Origin of the sequence: Bacillus sp. FSL L8-0193 (assembly GCF_037976065.1) — a bacterium.
In the GTDB taxonomy this organism is placed as follows: domain Bacteria; phylum Bacillota; class Bacilli; order Bacillales; family Bacillaceae; genus Bacillus; species Bacillus paralicheniformis.
The window spans coordinates 577,890-596,028 of the sequence record NZ_CP150261.1 but is presented as its reverse complement, the minus strand read 5'-3'; the positions used below and the strand labels follow the sequence as shown (position 1 = coordinate 596,028).

The following is an 18,139-nucleotide window of genomic DNA, read 5'->3' as shown; positions in this document are numbered from 1 at the left end:
CAAGCAAAGTTGTTTTTCCGCTAATTCATCAATTTTCAGGATTGATCAGGCAAGATCGGATTCCTTATTTCCATTATACTCCCATTTTCCAAAAACATACGGGGCACCCTTGAACTTATCATACAGGTAATTTCATAATTGATCGTCTGCAAATGTTGGGCGATTTCGTCGACTGAAATCCATTCGTCTTTTTGCTTCCCGATCAAGGTAACCTTTGTGCCGACAGGGTATTCTTCGGCGAGGGAAATCATGAACTGGTCCATGCAGATTCTCCCTGCTATTTTTTGGCGTTTTCCGTCGATCAGCACTTCCGTCCCGGCCAGGCGCCTCAGCCATCCATCAGCATACCCGACGGGAACTGTCCCGATCCATTCGTCGCGTTTGGCCGTATATGTCGCCCCGTAGCTGACGCTCTCGCCTTTTTTAATTTTTTTCACATGGGTGAGTTCGGTATGAAGCGAAAACACTTCCCGCAGACGAAACGGCAGCTCGTCTTTTATTTCGGTTGACGGCGCCAAACCGTACATGCCGATGCCGAAGCGGACGGCATTAAAGAGCTGTTCCCTGAAGCGCAGACCCGCGGCGCTGTTTGACGAATGCACCATTAAACGGTCAAGCGGGAGAGGGCTGATCAGTTCTTTAAAGCGGTCAAGCTGCATGTCGAAATAATCGGTATCCTTTTCGTCCGCCGTCGCGAAATGAGTGAACACGCCCGTACAATTGAGTTTATCGCTCGATTCGGTCATCTCCATCATTTCTTTGATCTCTTCTTCCGTTTTGCAGCCAAGGCGGCCCATGCCCGTGTCGATCTTCAAATGATATTCAAGAGGAGCTTCGGTCTCACCGAGAAAACCGAGCACGTCTTTCAGCCAGCCGGCTGAGTAGCCCGTCACGGTAATGCGCTTTTCCGCGGCAATGCCGGCATATTCGGGCGGCACTGCGCCGAGGACAAGAATCGGTTCTTCAATCCCCTGCGCTCTCAGCGAAAGCGCTTCATCCAGTAAAGCCACAGCAAGAATGGACGCCCCTTCTGCAAGAGCCGCCTTCGCTACCTGTGCATCCCCGTGTCCGTAGGCATTCGCTTTAACGACGGCCATCAAGTGGACATGCTCGCCGATGTGCCGCTTCATATTGCGCACGTTTTCTTTTAAAGCCGTTAAATCGATTTCGGCCCATGTCTTTCTATAGAATGGTTTTAAGCTCATCATGACACTTCCTGTTCCTTGTTTCAATCGTCCTTCCCATCATACTAAAAAGTTCGGAGAAAGGGAAATTTTGTACGGGAACAACTGCCCAGAACAAGAGAAAAATTGCTGGCACGCTATACATTTTACGGAAAAACTGTAGAAAACATACGCTTGCACCGGAAATATAAAAACAGCCTGCTTTCCGCTTCCGGGCGGAAAACAGGCTGCCGGATACGGCACAGTCTATTTTGAAGACTGGCCCTGCATGCTTTTGGCAACCATCAGAAGTTCATCTTGAGAAAGGTCTTCTGATGAGATGAAATAGTCGACTCCGTCATAAGTCCATGACAACGATTTATCCGTCAGTGCGCCGACCGTGAAGCCGAGGTCAACCGGCTCTCCGTTCATTGACACGGAAGTGGACGTTTTGGCGACGCGGGCTTTTTCCTGAATCAATGTAAAGGATTTTTCACCGCCGTATGTGATGACGATTCGTTTGCCGTCTTCAGTCGCCATTTCTTTCTCCTCAAGCTTTTTCACGCCCTGAGGCACATCGAGCGGCGTTTTGACGGCGAAAGAGTCTGACACGTCTGCGCTTGTCGCTACGTCAATTTGAGACAGCGTCATATTTTTCTTTTCATCAAATGCGTCTTTATCGAGCGGCTTATCGAATTCAAAGCTTGTAAACTCAACCTTTACCATCGGTTTGCGGTCCGTATCCATCACTTTAACCGATGAAGGAGCCATGGTCTTTTTATGGAAAACGATTTCCTGGGTCGGCAGCATCTGATTATGCTGATAATTCGTTTTCGTTTCAAAAATGTATTTTGAATCCTTTGCGGAAAAAGAAGCTTCCCCATCATTTTTGACATCTTTTACGAGCGATTCGAATAAGTATACTTGGCTGCTGTTATTGGGCCAGTCGCTGTGAAAGCGGAAGCTTTTATTCAGCGACGGAGTCAAAACAAACACGCCGTTTTCATTGCGCAAGATCACCTGGCTCTGGTCTTTTTTCGGGTTTTCCAAATAGACCCGGTAAAGAGAAGGTTTTTTATGCCAGATTTCCACATTGTACTCCTGCGGTTCATTTCCCGTTTCAATCGTCATTTTCGCTTTTGCCTTATAGGACGTGTATTCTTTTGCCTTCTTGTCGAGCCCCGTCACAACATCTTCTTGCGATTTTTGGCCGCAGGCAGAAAGCATAAGGATTACAAGCAGCCCCGTTAAAAGCAAAACAAAGCTTTTTCTCACCTTTTTTCAACCCCTTTTTAATCATTGATGTAAAAAGGAAGAAACCGCTTGTTCGACTTTAACGGTACGCCATAAGAACAGGGCCGGCTGTATCGGCGTGCGTACCATAAAAGCCTGCAACGACTCGTCTCCCTTATTGCACTACCCAATATATGAGCGTGTCTCAGACAATATGCAGACTAGCATGACAACCTTTCAAAATCATTTTTCTCCTCCGTACTAATCGCCGCTGCCTGTTCATAAACGTGTTACTATATATGTACGAGATCATTGTAAAGGGGCTTAAATCATAAGCATGTTTATCAGAACAGAAAATTTTCAGACGTTTATCAGGCTCTACCCGGTCACATCCGCCATACTGGCCCTGCAGCTTGCCATCTGGATTCTTTTTTTACTTCCGTTGACGGCCGTACAGATGTGGTCTGATTTATTGATTGGATTTAACTGGGGGATAGCGAATGGAGAATGGTGGAGGTTTGTGACGCCGATCTTTATTCACGCCGGGTTCGGCCACCTGCTCTTTAATTCGATGTCGATCTTTTTATTTGCTCCCGGGCTGGAACGAATGCTCGGGAAACTCAAGTTTCTCATCGTTTATATCGGGGCAGGAGTGATCGGCAATATCGGCACATATTTCATCGAACCGCTGGAGTATATGCATGTCGGCGCTTCGGGAGCGATATTCGGCCTGTTCGGCGTGTACCTGTACATCGTGCTGTTTAGAAAAGAGCTGATGGGAAGCGCCAATTCCCAAATCATCGTCACCATCCTCGCCATTTCGGTTTTGATGACGTTTGTCAACCAAAATATCAATATCATGGCGCACATCTTCGGACTGCTGGGCGGACTCGCTCTGGCTCCTCCGTTGTTAAATAAAAGAGTGAACGGCTTTTAACCGTTCACTCTTTTTTCATAAGAATACCATGCAAAAATATCGTCCGAATCTTTCTCCTCGACATCAGCCACCGAAAACTTCTCCATTAAAGCAGACGATTTTGTTGATGTATGAATCGAAACAAGCTGTCTTCTGCGCTGGAAATACGAGCGGCTGACTTCGAACACCTGCATGCGCCTGCGCTGAATGACAGCGGTTGTTCTGCCGATGAAGCGCGATGACATGATGATTTTGCTGCCGCTGATCTTCCAGCCGGCATCGCGGTATGATAAGTAGCCGATGATCCAGTAAAAAGGAATCAATACAGCGGACAAATAGCCCCACGGCGGAAACAGAATAGAAAGCGGAACGACGGCGAGAACCGTCCAGGATGCGCGCAGGATATAACGGCGCAGTGCGCGTTTCGGCAAGCGGTTCAAATCGTCTTCCGGCGCATAATCCGGAATGAGTTCTCCGAGGCGCTGTTTGATCATTTTTTTGCTGATAATCGGAAATAGGACGGCAGATTTATCTTCTTCCAAAACGTTTCCGCCTGCGCTGACGATCGTGACAGCTGCAAGTCCAAAAGGCTGCCTGATCAGACTCTCCTTAATTTTAATCGCTTGAATCCGCTGCAGCGGAATCGTGATTTGATGCTTTTCAATCAGCCCTCTGGAAATGACGATTTCTTTCTCTTTACGCACGACTGTAAAATTCGCGTATTTCAAAAGCATCCCGACAATGCTGAGAAGCCATGCAATGAAAAGGGCAACAAAAGCAGCTAAGGCGATGACAGTCGCTCCAGCGCTATTCAAAAAAGCAAAACGGTCATACAGCCAGTCCAAATCAAAGAAGTCGTCGACTTGAGTGAAAAAAGCGAATACCCCTGAAATAATGACGCCGATCCCGCTTGATGTTGACGCTGCAGTTAAAAGCTCCTGCCCGGTCATTTTGTACATCATTTGCGGTTCTTCCGCTGTTTCCTCCGCCTCTGCAGCAGTCTCTTCCTGCGGATCCGTGACATCGGCTCCAGTGCTTTCCGCCGCTTTTTTCCTTTCGAAAAGCGCTTGCTGAATACGTTCGGCTTCTGCCTGGGTAATGGCGACCAAGGAAACTTCCGCTTCCGTTCCTCCGCTTGCCGTTTCGACTTGAAGCTTCACCAGCTTGAATATTTGCTGAATGAGGCCTGCGCTCGTGTTGATCGTTTGAATCCGTTCGATCGGAATATACCTTTTTTTCTTATTAATCAGGCCTTCCTCTATTCGCAATTCATCCTCTTCGATACGGTATGTAAATTTGCTCCACTTGATGATGCTCGTCACGACCAAAGCAATGAAAAACAGCACGGCCGCGGCGATCGCCAGCATTTTGACTGTGTGCGACTGATTTAAAAAAAGCACTACGCCAAATGGAATGATAAAGTTTTTAACGGTCTCAACAAGGCCTTTGATAAAGTTGAGAATGACGGCGGCGGGGTGCATGCGTCTCGGTTCAGACATCATCTTCAGTCACCCTTGCCAGCCTGGAAATGGAGTCCCTGAGCTGATCCGCCTCTTCAACATCCAGAGCGGGAATGGAATGGGTCGTCGCGGCTGTTGAAATTTGCACGGAGGCGAGATTATATTTTCTGAGGATGGGGCCCTGCGATGTATCAACATGCTGGACTCTGACCATCGGAACGATCACGCGGGTCACCACAAAGATGCCGTGCTGAATATCGATTTCGTTCTCATGGACTTCGTAGCGCCATATTCTGTGGCGGATATTCGGAATAATAATAATGATGACAAATGAAATCACCAGCCAAACGGCTGCTGACAAAATGCCGATCCATACCGGCCATTTAAATATCAACCCTGCGGCAACAAGGCCTGCTGCAGCCAGCATTAAAACGAATGATGTGATACAAGCTGTAATTCTCCAGACTTTTACGCCATCGCGGCTTATTTGATTTTTCGGCTCGCTTCTCAAAACTCGATTCCCCCAATCTAGTTCTATTTACGGTCTTAGGCTGAAAATGTTTCGGATAAAGACTTTCGTTTTTAAAAAAAGGCGAATCCGTAAAAAAGGATCCGCCTTTTGATTATGAATTATATGATTTTTTTTGGCGTCTGTCATTCGAAGAACGCTTTTTATCATAAGATGAACGATTGTTCTTTCCTCTGTAGCCGCCGCCGTCTCTGCGTTTTGATGAACGGGGGTGGTGACTTTTATTTCGCTTCGTTCTGAGCGGAGCCTCTTCCGTCAAACGGACAGGCGTGTTGTCCGGCTCTTTGGTCATCATTTTAATGGCAGCCGCAACAACTGTCACAGAATCATGGTCTTCCAATAATTCCGCTGCAGCCGTCATATAGAAGTTCAGGTTATTTTCCTCGATGATCGTCCGGAGGCGGTCAACCGTCACCTGCTGCTGTCCTTCAATCGCCTCATCTAGAGTCGGTGCTTTCATGCGGTCCATTTTGCGTTTTGTCGTCTGCTCGATGGCGCGGAGCATGTCTTTTTCGCGCGGTGTAATGAAGGTCATCGCCATTCCTGTTTTGCCTGCGCGTCCCGTTCTTCCGATGCGGTGAACATAGCTTTCAGGATCTTGCGGCACATCGAAGTTGTAGACGTGCGTTACCCCTGAAATATCAAGGCCACGCGCCGCAACGTCTGTCGCAACGAGCACTTCAATTGCGCCTTGCTTAAATTTCCGGAGTGCCACCATCCGCTTCGCCTGAGTCAAATCGCCGTGGATTCCTTCAGCTGTATAACCGCGCAGATTAAGCGCTTCTGTCAGTTCATCGACGCGGCGCTTTGTCCGGCCGAATACAATCGCCAGTTCAGGAGACTGGATGTCAAGAAGACGTGTCAGCGTATCAAACTTTTTGCGTTCATGTACTTCAAGGTAGAACTGCTGAATGTTTGATACTGTCATTTCCTTCGCTTTCACTTTCACGTGCTCCGGGTTGGTCATGAAACGTTCTGCAATCCGTTTAATCGGAGCAGGCATTGTTGCAGAAAACAGCAATGTTTGATGCTCAGCGGGCACATTGGAAAGGATGGATTCGATATCTTCGATGAATCCCATGTTCAGCATTTCATCCGCTTCATCAAGCACAACGGTGTTCACTGTTTGAAGACGCATTGTGCGGCGGTTGATATGGTCAAGCAAACGGCCAGGTGTTCCGACGATAATATGAGGATTTTTCTTAAGCGCGCGAATCTGGCGTCCGATATCCTGTCCACCGTAAATCGGCAGCACGCGAGCGCGTTTATCCTGTCCAATTTTATATAGCTCTTCAGAAACTTGAATGGCTAATTCACGAGTAGGTGCGATAACAATGGCTTGAATGTTAGGAGACTCGGGGTTGATTTTCTCAACAAGGGGGATGCCAAATGCAGCCGTTTTTCCTGTTCCCGTTTGCGCTTGTCCGATCACATCTTTATTTGCAAGGCCGAGCGGAATCGTTTGTGCCTGAATCGGTGTTGCCTCTTCAAATCCCATACGCTTGATCGCTTTTGTGAGATCAGAACTTAATTGAAAATCTTGAAACGTTATTGTCAATGTATTCAAACTCCTTCTGCTTACTGTTTCAGTAATCGTGTTTTATCAATAAAAACTGCCCTTTGTGCAAAGGACAGGTCCATACTTATGCAAAGCCCGAATTACTTTACATGTTATATTACCATTCCGTTATACGTTTTTCAACAAGATGAAAATGAGCAGTGTGCTCTCTCGCCGGTTCGGCAGCCATCTATAGACCTCTGGGACAACCGTCCGCGAAACGTCAAGCCCGCCTGTTGACGTCTTTTACACATTGTAACACAGGCTTGTGCGGCTTTCGACAGCATACACTCATTTTTCTCTGCCCGCATCCCCGATTATTTTTTGCAGATTGCCGTTCAATTATTTATTTTTTTATGGATTCAATCGGCGTTTTTTTGAGAAACGCCTCAACGGTTTGAAAGAGGACAGCGGAGTTTTCTTCAAGGCAGACATGGTGCTTGGATTCCGGCAAGAGGCACAGCTCTTTCTCTTCGGAAGGTATGGTTTCATAAAGATAATACGCGCTTGACAGCGGCACGATTGAATCGCATTCCCCCTGAACAATGAGCACAGGGATGCGGAGGTTTTTCAAAGCAGGCTTTGTCATCTTAACGAGCTTGCGAAACTGAAATGCTGAAGACACCGGGGTGCTTGTCAGCTTTTGTTTGTACCTTTTGTAAAGCAGATTATCCTCAAGCTTGCCTTGCAAAGAATCTTTGATCACATTCTTCAAATCCTGGATCAGCTGTCCCGGGCTGATGTACTGGGCAGCCGCGCTCAACAGGACAAGGCGGCTGACCGGATATTTTCCGGCTAAATAGGCGGCAATCATCCCGCCCATTGAAAATCCGATTAAAAATACCGTATCACACGTTTTCAACAAACGGACAAGCTCCACTTCTGCGCAAGCGATCCATTCCTGAAAACAGACGCCTTTTAAAACCGGCATCTCCCCGTGCCCGGGCAGCGTGATCATTTCGACTCGCCAATCGGCCGTTTGTTTTAAATGAGAAGCCAGCGGTTCCAATTCATACGGTGCTCCGGTAAATCCGTGAATGCATAAACATCCTATCATGACCATTCACCCGTTTTCTTTTACTGATGATCACATAAAAAACGACTTTATGATTCAATGTTCCCTTACAAATCTTTTATAACATCCTCAAGACGCATGCCTCTGGACGCTTTGACAAGGATCAGATCCCCTGTATTCGCTTTTTCTTTCAATATCTTTTTCAAACCGTCTTTGTTTTCCGGGTTGAAATGAAGGACGCGGTGTTCGGGAAAATGTTTAAGCGCCCCTTTTGCAATATATGCACCGAGATCCCCGTACGTAAATAAAAAGTCGATTGAGTCCGGATTGACTGCCTGCCCGATGTCTTCATGAAACGCTTTCTCTCCTTCGCCGAGCTCCAGCATATCGCCGAGAACGAGCATTTTCTTGCCGTATCCCTTCATCTGGTCGACAAGCTCGATCGCAGCTTTCATCGATGTCGGACTTGCATTATAGGCGTCATTAATGATCGCAACGCCGGCCCGTGTCTTTACAAGCTCAAGCCGCATACCGGTCACTTTCAGTTTCGTCAGCCCTTCTGCAATATGAGTCCTGCTGACATTCAGAAGGTCTCCGGCCGCAATCGCAGCTAAAGCGTTTTTCACATTATGCTTTCCGAGCACCGGGATGAAGAACCGGTTTTCGATCCCTCTGACGCGGAATGCCGTGCCCTCTTCCGTCTGCGTCATATCCTCAAGCTGATAGTCGAAAGCCGGATCCTCTCCAAACGTCTTTGTCTCGTAAGGCGGCTGGTTCAGCCTTTCGGCGAGCAGCGGTTCATCTCCGATATAAATGAGTGTGCCCTCTTTTGAAAGCCCATTGACAATTTCGAGCTTTGCCTCTGCAATTCCTTCTCTTGATCCGAGTTCAAGGAGGTGCGATTCGCCGATGTTTGTGATGACGGCGATATCAGGACGCGCCAGACGTGTCAGAAAATCAATTTCCCCTTTGGCGCTCATCCCCATCTCCAAAATGGCGATTTCCGTATCTTCCGGCATCGCCAGAATCGTCAGGGGCAGGCCGATGTGGTTATTATAGTTTCCTTCTGTCTTATGCACTTTATACTCGGTGCCCAACACAGCATGAATCATGTCTTTTGTCGTCGTTTTCCCATTTGAACCGGTCACGCCGACGATTTTCACGTCCAGCTGATGCCTGTATGCCTTCGCAAGCTTCTGCAGCGCTTCCAGCGTATCGTCAACTAAAATGACCGGCTTCCCTTCCGGAGGATTCGGTTCGCTCCGGTTCCACAGCACGGCTGCGACGCCTTCCTGAAAAGCCTGCTCTGCAAAAACGTGACCATTGAACCGCTCGCCTGCAAGCGGAATAAACAGTTGGTCTTTCGCCAGTTTTCTCGAATCGGTTGAGACGCCTTTGACGAGACGCCCTTCAAAAGCTTCATTCGTCAAAACGCCTTCCGACATTTCAGCAATTTCTTTTACCGTTCTCGTTATCATGTATGTCCCTCTCTTTCTCCAGCAAGGAAAAGAGACACTACCACAAATAAGGATAGTGTCTGCAGCTGTATATAAGGGCGAACCGCTTTCCCCCGGATTCGGTCCGCTCCGTCCCGTTAAAATGTATGTTTGATCTGCTGTTTTTCTTCGTGCCGATCGATTGCCAAAGCGACAAGTTTTTCAATCAGTTCAGCATACTCAACCCCTGATTGCTTCCAGAGAAGCGGGAACATGCTGAACGGTGTGAATCCCGGCATCGTATTGACTTCATTGATCAGGACCCTGCCTTCGTTTGTAAGGAAAAAGTCCGCTCTCACAAGGCCTGAGCCGTCAATCGCCTGAAACGCTTTGACCGCCATGCTGCGCATTGTTTCGTATTCGTCCTCTGTCAGGGAAGCCGGAATAATCAAATCAGTGTCGCCGTCTTCATATTTTGCTTTATAGTCATAAAAATCTTTCTTCGGAGCGATTTCCCCCGCGACTGAGCAGACAGGTTCATCATTCCCCAGAACGCCGAGTTCTATTTCGCGGCCGATGACGCCCTCTTCAACGACAATTTTCCGGTCATATTGAAATGCAAGCCCAAAGGCTTGGTCAAGCTCTTCACGGTTTCTGCATTTGCTGATCCCGACGCTTGATCCAAGGTTAGCCGGTTTTACGAAGCACGGATAACCAAGCTCAGCTTCCACTTGATCATAGCTTTCTTCTTTGGAGTGACTCCATGTTTTTTTCACAAATGAAACGTATTTCGCCTGGTCAAGCCCTGCCTGTGCAAACAGATGCTTCATGACCACTTTATCCATGCCCGCAGAGGAAGCTAAGACTCCGTTGCCCACATATGGCACATTCAATAGTTCAAGCATGCCTTGAATGGTGCCGTCTTCCCCATTCGGTCCGTGCAAAAGCGGGAAAACAACATCAATCGAGTCTTCTTTTACATCAGCTTCGCCCGGAAACATATCGCGGTTCAGCAATGCCGGAGAAAATGTCTGGCCCGTCTGTTCAAACTGAAGCATTTTCACATTTGAAACCGGTTCTGTCAGTTGCGGCCCTCTCACCCACTCGCCTTTTTCTGTTATATAAATCGGGTGTATATCAAATTTTTCAGTATCTAATGCTTTCGTGACGGCCAGCGCGGTTTGCAGAGAAACGTTATGCTCCGCTGATTTTCCGCCGTATACCAATCCTAATCTTGTCTTCAATTCGTACTCCCCCCACTGGATTCATCTTTACTATCTTATCACTTTCCCGGGAAAATGATCTAATTATTTTAATACGGTCTAAAAACAGCATATAAAAAGCATTTGTATGTAAATCCTTTTCATTTTATATTAAAATGGCATTGAAAAGGAGAGGTTGCAATTGAAAAAAATCACAACAGAAGCACAATTTAATGAACTGATCCAATCCGATAAAGAAATCATCGTCAAATTTTATGCTGACTGGTGCCCGGACTGCACACGCATGAACATGTTCATTGGAGACATTCTTGAGGCTTATCAGGAAAATGACTGGTATGAGCTGAATAAAGACGATCTTCCTGAACTTGCCGATAAGTATCAGGTCATGGGCATTCCAAGCCTGTTGATTTTCAAAAACGGCGAAAAAACGGGTCACCTTCACAGCGCAAATGCCAAAACACCTGAAGAAGTGAACGAGTTCCTGGCTGAACATATTAGCTAATTCGTTTAAAGTTCTGATTTTTTGTCTGAACCGCAGGACATGGGAGCGCCCATGTCCTTTTTATACAAGACGGGACAGCAGCAATATTTGTTTCATAAAAGTGAGCTTTCATTAATAATTCGACACGAGTATTTCCCGGGAAACGAAAATGTCGAAATTTCGCAAAAAGTTCTTGATTCGTTTTTTATATTCAGGTAGAATGTTTTTTGTTCCTATTTTGCAATTATTTTTTCTAGTTGTGAAGCCCTTGTCGGCTTCTTTTTTTATATACGTTTTTGGATAATAATTCATATTTTTCAATTTCTTTCAATATTATTTTAAGGATGTCTCTTTACATTTGGTGATACTATTTAGTATAATATCCTTTATTGATAATGATTATCAATATCACTAATGGTTGACGAGGTGATCACATGGCCCCTCAATTAAAGAAAGCGGTGGAAATGAGAAAGAAACAACTCATTCAGCGGCTTATCCAGCTTGGCATATATAAAAAAGAAGAGCGCCACCTTTACGAATTGTCTTTAAGCGAACTCGAAAGCGAATACCAATCCAACAAGAAAGGCGGATAATCATGTCAAAACGGAAGATTAAAACCTTTCATCAGCTTGTCGAAGAATATAAGAAAGAAATCGCCAAGAACCCGAAAGAAATGGAAGTCATTTATGACAAGATCGACCGCAGACACGAGAACCGCCTTTTGGCAATGTCTAAAGCAAAACAAACTTAAAAAAGAAGCCGCTCATTTTGAACGGCTTCTTTTTTACTATTCACTGAATGCAATACCAGCAAGCTTGCCGATTGTCGCATCATCCATCGGCGGATTGTGGAGGCCCGCCCGGACATCGCGATAGAATCTTTGGAGCGGGTTCGTTCTCGCCAGACTCTTCGCTCCGACGACTCTCATCGCCCTGTCTACGACAGCAATGGCCGTATTCGTTACTGTATGTTTAACCGCTCCAAGCTCACCTGTTAAAAAGGCGCGGCGCTCCGGGTCATCATAAAGCTCTGCGACATGATACATAAAGTGGCGGGCTTTCATGAGTTCCAAATCGATTTCGCCGATATGACGCTGAACAGCAGGCACTTCTTTAATCGGACCTTTCAAACTGTTCGGCTGATAGTCTTTTGCAAATTGGACGGCATAATCTCTCGCTGCTTGCGCGATACCTAGATAAACAGCCGGTATATGAAGCAGCCAGCCGTTGACTTTATCCGTTCTTTTACCCGCCAACAGCTCGACAAGCATGGATTCGTCGAGACGGACATCGGTCAGCACCAAATCGTGGCTTCCCGTACCCCTCATCGCCGCCATATCCCACGTTTCTTCTATTGCCAAGCCTTCCGCATCTTTATGGATCAAGAAAACGCCAATCGTTTGCTTCTCTTCAATCCAAGCGGTGACAAGAAAGTAGTCGAGAACCGGAGACATCGTTGTAAATGTTTTACGTCCGTTTACAATCCATCCGCCATTCTTTTTAACCGCATGGGTTCCGGGGCGTCCTCCTCTTGTCGGGCTTCCCGTCTGCGCTTCACTTGCAGCTCTGTTGATCAGCGCGCCCTTTAATGCTTCATGTGAAATCGATGAAAACACATGCCGGTCCCAGCTGTTTCCTTCCGCCAGTTCTCCCATCACGCTCAAGTGCCAGCCGATGCTGAGAGCTGTCGGTCCGTCTCCTTTGGCAAGCCGTTCCTGAAACAAAAGCATATCGTAGAGTGAAATGCCTTCTCCCCCGTATTCTTTTCCGACCGTCAGCGCTGTGTAGCCTGAATCCCGCAGCTTTTGAATATGTTCTGCGGGAAATTGGGCATGTTCGTCATAATACGCTGCTGTTTTCTCAAATTCATCCGCCAGTTTCCCGATTTTACCGAGCCATTCCTGCTGCCTTTCCGTTTTCACAAATATTGAACACACACCGGCATCCTCCTGACCAAATTCCGATAGATTTAATAAGTATTATAGTTCGTTCACGGCTTGTTGTGCAAATGATACCCTTGGCAAAACAAAAAAGCGCACCTTCAGCGAGGTGCGCTTTTGACTAAACGGCTTGACCGCCGCGACGGTCAACCTTCATACCGAGATAAATCAGCATGTAGGTTAAGTAGCCCATCGTGATCGTGAGACCGCCGAAGAAGAAATCGGAAAAAAGCGGTTCTTCATATGCGGCGATTCCGGCCAGCACGACCCAGCTTCCATAAAGATACGCCATAAAGAAGCGGACGCCGTTTTTCAATTTATATAGCAGAAACAAACCTGCGAGCGAAAAGAGCCCGAGCGCAAGTCTAAAATAGACAAGATGATCGAAATTAAAGGCAAAAGAAACAAATGAAAATGACAACAGCAATACAATCGGCAATGCCGTAATAAATTTTTTCATGGATGTCTCATCCCCCATTCCCTTATCCTAAAATTATAATTTAGAATAGGAAATTCACACGGTAATTACGACATATTTCACAAAAATGTCATTCCTTTTGTCACACTTTAGACAAAATATTTTATACTTTCATATCGCGTTTACAAAAGGCCCACCACGCCGTTCCGAGAAAAAACACGAGATGGAGAAAGACGATGACGAGTGAAAACAAAGGCGTCATCCCGCTAAAAAGCGGCTTGGCCTCACCGGCGTATTGCGTTAAATCAGTATTAGCGAACAACAAAAATTTACCGAGCGGTTTTTCCAAATAAGACATGATCGTCACAAGCATTTTGGCGCCGTACAGCACGACGATCGACACCATGATGCTGAGCGCGCTGCTTTTAAACAATGCAGAGCATAAAAACGCAAAGGAAACCATCATCCATACTTCAAACCACTGCGTACCGATCATTGTCACCGTATTGATAAAGAGCGGCTCCGCTTTTTCGTCGAGCTTCACGCCGAAAAAGAGCAGACCGAACAATAAAGAAAATCCGTAGTAAATGATAAAGAGCCAAATGCTTGCGAGCACGCTCGTCACGTATTTTGAAACAAGAATTTTTTCTCTTCTGACAGGGCGGATCAGCAAAAATTTGATCGTCTTTTTATCATATTCAAAAGATATAATTGAAGCCGCCACCACAATCGAAAGCCCCTGCAAGAGGATATTCAGGTTTGGGGTGAATGAAAAATAGCCGATGAAATGATCCTCTGTCCCGGCGCTCATCAGGATTCTTTTCGTTATGAGCGCGAGGAGAAATTGAAAGACTGCGATCAGCGCCAGCGATACAAATGTTACTTTTCGCTTCAGCAATTTAACATGCTCGTTTTGAATCAGTTTAAACATCAGTATTCCTCTCTTCCGTTCCATTCGTCCGCGCCATATATTCATCCTCAAGAGACTGCTTAAACGGAGCGATCGAATAGACGTCAATCTCATTGGCGACAAGCTGTTGATTTAAAGCAGGAATTTGCGCTTTCGCGACCTTTACGGCGAGCAAACCTTTTTCGGCGCGGGCTTCGTATCCCTGGTCTTTCAGCCACTGAAGCGCTTTGTCATAGGGCTGTACCTCCAGCATCGCCTTTTCCTGCTTTTCATCTGCATCATTGAGGACGACGGTTGATTTGATTTTCCCTTGTTGAAGAATGACGACCCGATCGCACAAATCTTCCACTTCCTTCAGCAAGTGGGTCGCAAACAGGATCGCCGTTCCTTCTTCTTCGGCAAGCTCACGCAGATGCTCGCGGAAATCTTTCATTCCCGCCGGGTCCAATCCGTTCGTCGGCTCGTCCAAAATCAGCAGCTTCGGACGGTGAAGAATCGCCTGGGCAATACCGAGGCGCTGTTTCATCCCGAGCGAGTATGTTTTGACCTTGTCTTCTGCGGCATCTTCTAGCCCGACCCTGCTGATCACTTCCGCCAGTCTATCCCGACCGATTCCAGCGTGCATATTTGCGTAGTGTTTCAGGTTTTCATAGCCTGTCAGATACGGATAAAATTCAGGATTTTCAACGATGGCTCCGACCGATCGGATCGCTTTTTCAAATTGGCGGTCAATCGGAAAGCCGTTTATGACAATTGATCCGCTCTTCATTTTAATTAACCCGGTGATCAATTTAATGAGGGTCGTTTTTCCTGATCCGTTCGGACCAAGCAGGCCGATGATCTCCCCTTCATTCGCCGTTAAGCGGATATCCTTCAATATCGTTTTGCCGTCTATGATTTTATCAACATTTTCTATATGTAAAACAGGCTGCTTTGTCATAGCCCCCTCCTCTTTCCCAAAAAAATAAACAGTGCCGAAAAGGCACTGTTTGATTATATCATTTTTGAGTTACACGGACACTTCACTATGAGGGGCTTCGATTTTGCCGTGTTTCTTTTCCGTCTCGGTGACGATGACAGCGCATGCTGCATCGCCTGTTGTATTGACAGCCGTACGAATCATGTCCAGAAGTCTGTCAATTCCCAATATTAGCGCAATTCCCTCAACTGGAAGGCCAACTGTTTGAAGAACCATGGCGAGCATAATCAGTCCGACACCCGGTACACCCGCTGTTCCAATGCTGGCAAGCACTGCGGTGAGAACAACCATCAACAGCTGTGTGAGTGACAGGTCATTGCCGTACACCTGAGCGATAAAGACCGTCGCTACCCCTTGCATAATCGCCGTGCCATCCATGTTGATCGTAGCTCCAAGCGGCTGAACAAAGCTTGAGATCGGCTCTGGCACTTTCAGCTTTCTTTGAGCGACATCCATCGAAACCGGAAGCGTCGCGTTGCTGCTTGACGTACTGAAGGCAACAAGCATAACCTCTGAAAAATCTTTAAAGAATGTGAGCGGGTTCCGCTTTGCCAAAAACGCAATCGCTGCGCCGTATGTGACGATGGTGTGTATGAAAAGCGCCAGAATGACGACGATCATATAAAGCCCCATTGCTTTAATGGCGTCCCAGCCTTGGCTTCCGATCGCCCCGGCAATCAAGCCGAATGTACCGTACGGCGCGAACTTCATCACGAGATTGACGAGATACATCATGAGATCGTTACCTTGTTCAACCACTTTGAGAAGAGCGTCCGCTTTTTTGCCGAGCATCGTAATTCCGAGACCGACCAAAATGGAGAAAGCAATGATTTGCAGCATATTTCCTTCAGCCATTGCCTGAACCGGGTTTGTCGGAATGATATTCAAAAGCGTTTCGGCAATGCTCGGCGCCTTCTCAGCTGAATATTCCGCTGCGCTTGTATCATACGTTCCGATGGTTCCCGGTTTGATGACCAACGCTAAAATAAGTCCGATAATAATGGCAATTGCAGTTGTAACTAAAAAGAAAGAAATCGTTTTGGCACCGATCCTGCCAAGTTTCTTTGGATCTCCAAGTCCTGCTACCCCTAAAGTGAGAGAAAAGAAAACAATCGGTACAACGAGCATTTTAATTAAGTTGAGGAAGATCGTGCCGAGCGGCCCGAATAAAAATGTATTAAGCTTGCTAAATAAATCCGGCGAAGTGACGTTCAGTATAATACCGACGACTGCACCGAGTAATAGAGCGATAATAATTTTTGTTGCTAACTTCATAAACATATCTCCCCTTTCCAAAAAAAGCCCATGAGAGATCTCCCATGGGCTTTTACCATTAAAATTGGTTCCACATGACTCTCTTCACGTTGATGAGGTTAGCTGACGGGTTCGGACGAAGAGATGTCCGTCTTTCAGTTCGCACGGGAACAGAAAAATTCACCCCAAATGATCGGGTCCCCCACTCCTACTAAAGGATTAAACGTGTGGCGCTATTTCGTTATATAACAGTTATACCTGAAAATTCGAAATATGTAAACCAAATTTTCTGATTTACATATATGCTATTTTCCGGTGCCCGCTGTTCGGCTTTTCTCTTGACTTGTGACATCAAGGATATCAAGCAGGAAAACAAATATCGGAATACCGATAATTAAACCCCAAATCCCTATGAAATGTTCAGAAAAAATCAGCACGATAAACGTGAAGAAAATCGGCAGCTCCGTCTTGGCGGACATTAGTTTCGGATTGAGGAAATAGGCCTCTATCGCATGGACGATCATGATGACCAATACCAGTGATACGATATAAGCGATTCCGCCGATACTGTAGGCGATAATGCTTAACGGAATAAGGGAGAGCACAACGCCTGCGACCGGAACCAGCCCGAGGAAAAACACCATGACGGCAAGGCCGAATAGCTGAGGAAAACCCATAATCGCGAGGGCAATGGTCGTCAATGCGCAATTGATGGAGGCGATAATAAACTGAGCCTCAAGCACCTTTCCGAACGTTCTCGTGAATTTTTTACCAAAGTAAGCAATTTCCTCGTAGAAAATGGCTATTTTGCTCGTCTTAAATTTATCCATTAAGCTCAAGACCTTGTCTTTTTCGATCAATAAGAACATGCTGAGAACCAATAACATAACCACCTGCAGGCCAAACGCGCTAATATCTGTGATATATGTATAGATAAAGTTAAGACCTTTTTCCAAATAGGATGTCAAATTGATATCGCCGAACATACCGGTGATCATATCGAGAAAAGGAATGCTGTCAGGGTGAGAAGCAATATACTTTCCTTGTTTGATCAGCTGCTGAATCTGGGTGACGATCACGGGGTAATAGACCACACCGCCGATCGAAAGCGCGATGGCAAGAGCCGCATACAAACAGGAAATAATCAGTCTCTGGCTGACTTTAATAAAGCGGTTTAAAAAACCGCGGATCACATTTTCCAGACGGTTCATCAAAAACGTAAAGATAAATGTGAGCAATATGAGATTCATCATGCTGCGGAACAGATATAAAACTCCCGCCAATACAACAAAAACTGAAAAACGCCTGACCCCAGGATGCTGAAAAAATTTAATCAACGCTGCCATTCGGTACACTCCCACCAGTACTTTAGTCCTTAACTTTTAGCATTCAAACTTTTATAATTACAATTTGATGCATCATCTGTAAATTATATAACAAAACAGACCGGAAATCTCTTCAGAAGATCAATAATTAATAATATTTTAATATGAGCGCTCGTGCGGCAGCGGCAGGCATCTTCCATAAAAAAGGAGGGGCTGATGTTCAGCCCCTCCAGATTATTGACAAAATCCTTTCAGCGTGACCCTCAACCCTTGCAGTCTAGGAAGGCCGAGCATTGGGGC

General features: G+C 46.2%; 18 protein-coding genes and 1 riboswitch. Of the genes, 4 read left to right on the top strand and 14 right to left on the bottom strand.

Annotation, left to right across the window (positions count from 1 at the left end):
* Positions 1-35: 35 nt before the first annotated feature.
* Complete coding sequence (gene alr / locus MHH76_RS02965) at positions 36-1,205, bottom strand: alanine racemase (RefSeq protein ID WP_023857864.1); 1,170 nt, start codon at positions 1,203-1,205, stop codon at positions 36-38.
* Between the two features lie 225 nt (positions 1,206-1,430).
* Positions 1,431-2,390, bottom strand: coding sequence for an outer membrane lipoprotein carrier protein LolA (locus MHH76_RS02960; RefSeq protein ID WP_165395380.1), 960 nt, complete (start codon positions 2,388-2,390; stop codon positions 1,431-1,433).
* 343 nt (positions 2,391-2,733) lie between these two features.
* Between MHH76_RS02960 and MHH76_RS02955 the strand changes: the two genes are divergently transcribed.
* Positions 2,734-3,333 carry a rhomboid family intramembrane serine protease gene (locus MHH76_RS02955; protein ID WP_020450255.1) on the top strand — a complete coding sequence of 200 codons (600 nt, stop codon included), beginning with the start codon at positions 2,734-2,736 and terminating at the stop codon, positions 3,331-3,333.
* Here MHH76_RS02955 and MHH76_RS02950 read toward each other — a convergent pair.
* The 6 genes from MHH76_RS02950 to MHH76_RS02925 all read right to left on the bottom strand — a co-directional run bounded on the left by MHH76_RS02950 (position 3,330) and on the right by MHH76_RS02925 (position 10,554).
* Positions 3,330-4,814, bottom strand: a complete 1,485-nt coding sequence (locus tag MHH76_RS02950) for a PH domain-containing protein (protein ID WP_043054080.1) — start codon at positions 4,812-4,814, stop codon at positions 3,330-3,332. The genes MHH76_RS02955 and MHH76_RS02950 overlap by 4 nt on opposite strands.
* A complete protein-coding gene (locus MHH76_RS02945) occupies positions 4,804-5,283 on the bottom strand; it encodes a PH domain-containing protein (protein ID WP_035337159.1) in 480 nt (159 codons plus the stop codon). The genes MHH76_RS02950 and MHH76_RS02945 overlap by 11 nt, the downstream gene beginning before the upstream one ends.
* A gap of 112 nt (positions 5,284-5,395) precedes the next feature.
* A complete protein-coding gene (locus tag MHH76_RS02940; protein ID WP_023857870.1) occupies positions 5,396-6,859 on the bottom strand; it encodes a DEAD/DEAH box helicase in 1,464 nt (487 codons plus the stop codon).
* 346 nt (positions 6,860-7,205) lie between these two features.
* Positions 7,206-7,916, bottom strand: a complete 711-nt coding sequence (locus MHH76_RS02935; protein WP_023857871.1) for an alpha/beta fold hydrolase — start codon at positions 7,914-7,916, stop codon at positions 7,206-7,208.
* A 65-nt stretch (positions 7,917-7,981) separates the two neighbouring features.
* The gene (gene murF, locus MHH76_RS02930) at positions 7,982-9,352 is read right to left on the bottom strand and encodes a UDP-N-acetylmuramoyl-tripeptide--D-alanyl-D-alanine ligase (RefSeq protein WP_043054079.1); all 1,371 of its coding nucleotides are present in this window, start codon (positions 9,350-9,352) and stop codon (positions 7,982-7,984) included.
* Between the two features lie 116 nt (positions 9,353-9,468).
* Positions 9,469-10,554 carry a D-alanine--D-alanine ligase gene (locus tag MHH76_RS02925; protein ID WP_043054078.1) on the bottom strand — a complete coding sequence of 362 codons (1,086 nt, stop codon included), beginning with the start codon at positions 10,552-10,554 and terminating at the stop codon, positions 9,469-9,471.
* A 160-nt stretch (positions 10,555-10,714) separates the two neighbouring features.
* Between MHH76_RS02925 and MHH76_RS02920 the strand changes: the two genes are divergently transcribed.
* The 3 genes from MHH76_RS02920 (at position 10,715) to fbpB (ending at position 11,765) form a co-directional block, all read left to right on the top strand.
* Entirely contained in the window at positions 10,715-11,035 is a 321-nt protein-coding gene (locus MHH76_RS02920) for a thioredoxin family protein (RefSeq protein ID WP_003179104.1), read from the top strand.
* Positions 11,036-11,448: 413 nt separating this feature from the next.
* Positions 11,449-11,607: a Fur-regulated basic protein FbpA gene (fbpA, locus tag MHH76_RS02915; protein ID WP_023857875.1), complete on the top strand. Its 159-nt coding sequence runs from the start codon at positions 11,449-11,451 to the stop codon at positions 11,605-11,607.
* A 2-nt stretch (positions 11,608-11,609) separates the two neighbouring features.
* Positions 11,610-11,765: a Fur-regulated basic protein FbpB gene (fbpB, locus tag MHH76_RS02910; RefSeq protein ID WP_023857876.1), complete on the top strand. Its 156-nt coding sequence runs from the start codon at positions 11,610-11,612 to the stop codon at positions 11,763-11,765.
* A 36-nt stretch (positions 11,766-11,801) separates the two neighbouring features.
* Here the strand turns inward: fbpB and MHH76_RS02905 are convergent, their stop codons facing one another.
* From MHH76_RS02905 to MHH76_RS02880, 6 genes are all read right to left on the bottom strand, one after another.
* Positions 11,802-12,950, bottom strand: coding sequence for an acyl-CoA dehydrogenase family protein (locus MHH76_RS02905; protein ID WP_026580583.1), 1,149 nt, complete (start codon positions 12,948-12,950; stop codon positions 11,802-11,804).
* Positions 12,951-13,074: 124 nt separating this feature from the next.
* Positions 13,075-13,413, bottom strand: a complete 339-nt coding sequence (locus tag MHH76_RS02900; protein WP_023857878.1) for a hypothetical protein — start codon at positions 13,411-13,413, stop codon at positions 13,075-13,077.
* A gap of 121 nt (positions 13,414-13,534) precedes the next feature.
* Entirely contained in the window at positions 13,535-14,302 is a 768-nt protein-coding gene (locus MHH76_RS02895; RefSeq protein ID WP_023857879.1) for an ABC transporter permease, read from the bottom strand.
* Positions 14,295-15,221, bottom strand: coding sequence for an ABC transporter ATP-binding protein (locus MHH76_RS02890; RefSeq protein ID WP_043054077.1), 927 nt, complete (start codon positions 15,219-15,221; stop codon positions 14,295-14,297). Before MHH76_RS02890 ends, MHH76_RS02895 begins: the two co-directional genes overlap by 8 nt.
* A gap of 69 nt (positions 15,222-15,290) precedes the next feature.
* The gene (locus MHH76_RS02885) at positions 15,291-16,535 is read right to left on the bottom strand and encodes a dicarboxylate/amino acid:cation symporter (RefSeq protein ID WP_043054076.1); all 1,245 of its coding nucleotides are present in this window, start codon (positions 16,533-16,535) and stop codon (positions 15,291-15,293) included.
* A gap of 73 nt (positions 16,536-16,608) precedes the next feature.
* A riboswitch (cyclic di-AMP (ydaO/yuaA leader) is annotated at positions 16,609-16,750 on the bottom strand.
* A 69-nt stretch (positions 16,751-16,819) separates the two neighbouring features.
* The gene (locus MHH76_RS02880; RefSeq protein ID WP_339223963.1) at positions 16,820-17,860 is read right to left on the bottom strand and encodes an AI-2E family transporter; all 1,041 of its coding nucleotides are present in this window, start codon (positions 17,858-17,860) and stop codon (positions 16,820-16,822) included.
* Positions 17,861-18,139 lie beyond the last annotated feature (279 nt).

Bases quoted from the DNA above. Each gene is read 5' to 3' on its own strand.
- alr (WP_023857864.1), bottom strand. From the start codon at position 1,205: ATGAGCTTAAAACCATTCTATAGAAAGACATGGGCCGAAATCGATTTA.
- MHH76_RS02960 (WP_165395380.1), bottom strand. From the start codon at position 2,390: ATGCTTTCTGCCTGCGGCCAAAAATCGCAAGAAGATGTTGTGACGGGG.
- MHH76_RS02955 (WP_020450255.1), top strand. From the start codon at position 2,734: ATGTTTATCAGAACAGAAAATTTTCAGACGTTTATCAGGCTCTACCCG.
- MHH76_RS02950 (WP_043054080.1), bottom strand. From the start codon at position 4,814: ATGATGTCTGAACCGAGACGCATGCACCCCGCCGCCGTCATTCTCAAC.
- MHH76_RS02935 (WP_023857871.1), bottom strand. From the start codon at position 7,916: ATGATAGGATGTTTATGCATTCACGGATTTACCGGAGCACCGTATGAA.
- murF (WP_043054079.1), bottom strand. From the start codon at position 9,352: ATGATAACGAGAACGGTAAAAGAAATTGCTGAAATGTCGGAAGGCGTT.
- fbpA (WP_023857875.1), top strand. From the start codon at position 11,449: ATGGCCCCTCAATTAAAGAAAGCGGTGGAAATGAGAAAGAAACAACTC.
- fbpB (WP_023857876.1), top strand. From the start codon at position 11,610: ATGTCAAAACGGAAGATTAAAACCTTTCATCAGCTTGTCGAAGAATAT.
- MHH76_RS02900 (WP_023857878.1), bottom strand. From the start codon at position 13,413: ATGAAAAAATTTATTACGGCATTGCCGATTGTATTGCTGTTGTCATTT.
- MHH76_RS02895 (WP_023857879.1), bottom strand. From the start codon at position 14,302: ATGTTTAAACTGATTCAAAACGAGCATGTTAAATTGCTGAAGCGAAAA.
- MHH76_RS02890 (WP_043054077.1), bottom strand. From the start codon at position 15,221: ATGACAAAGCAGCCTGTTTTACATATAGAAAATGTTGATAAAATCATA.
- MHH76_RS02885 (WP_043054076.1), bottom strand. From the start codon at position 16,535: ATGAAGTTAGCAACAAAAATTATTATCGCTCTATTACTCGGTGCAGTC.
- MHH76_RS02880 (WP_339223963.1), bottom strand. From the start codon at position 17,860: ATGGCAGCGTTGATTAAATTTTTTCAGCATCCTGGGGTCAGGCGTTTT.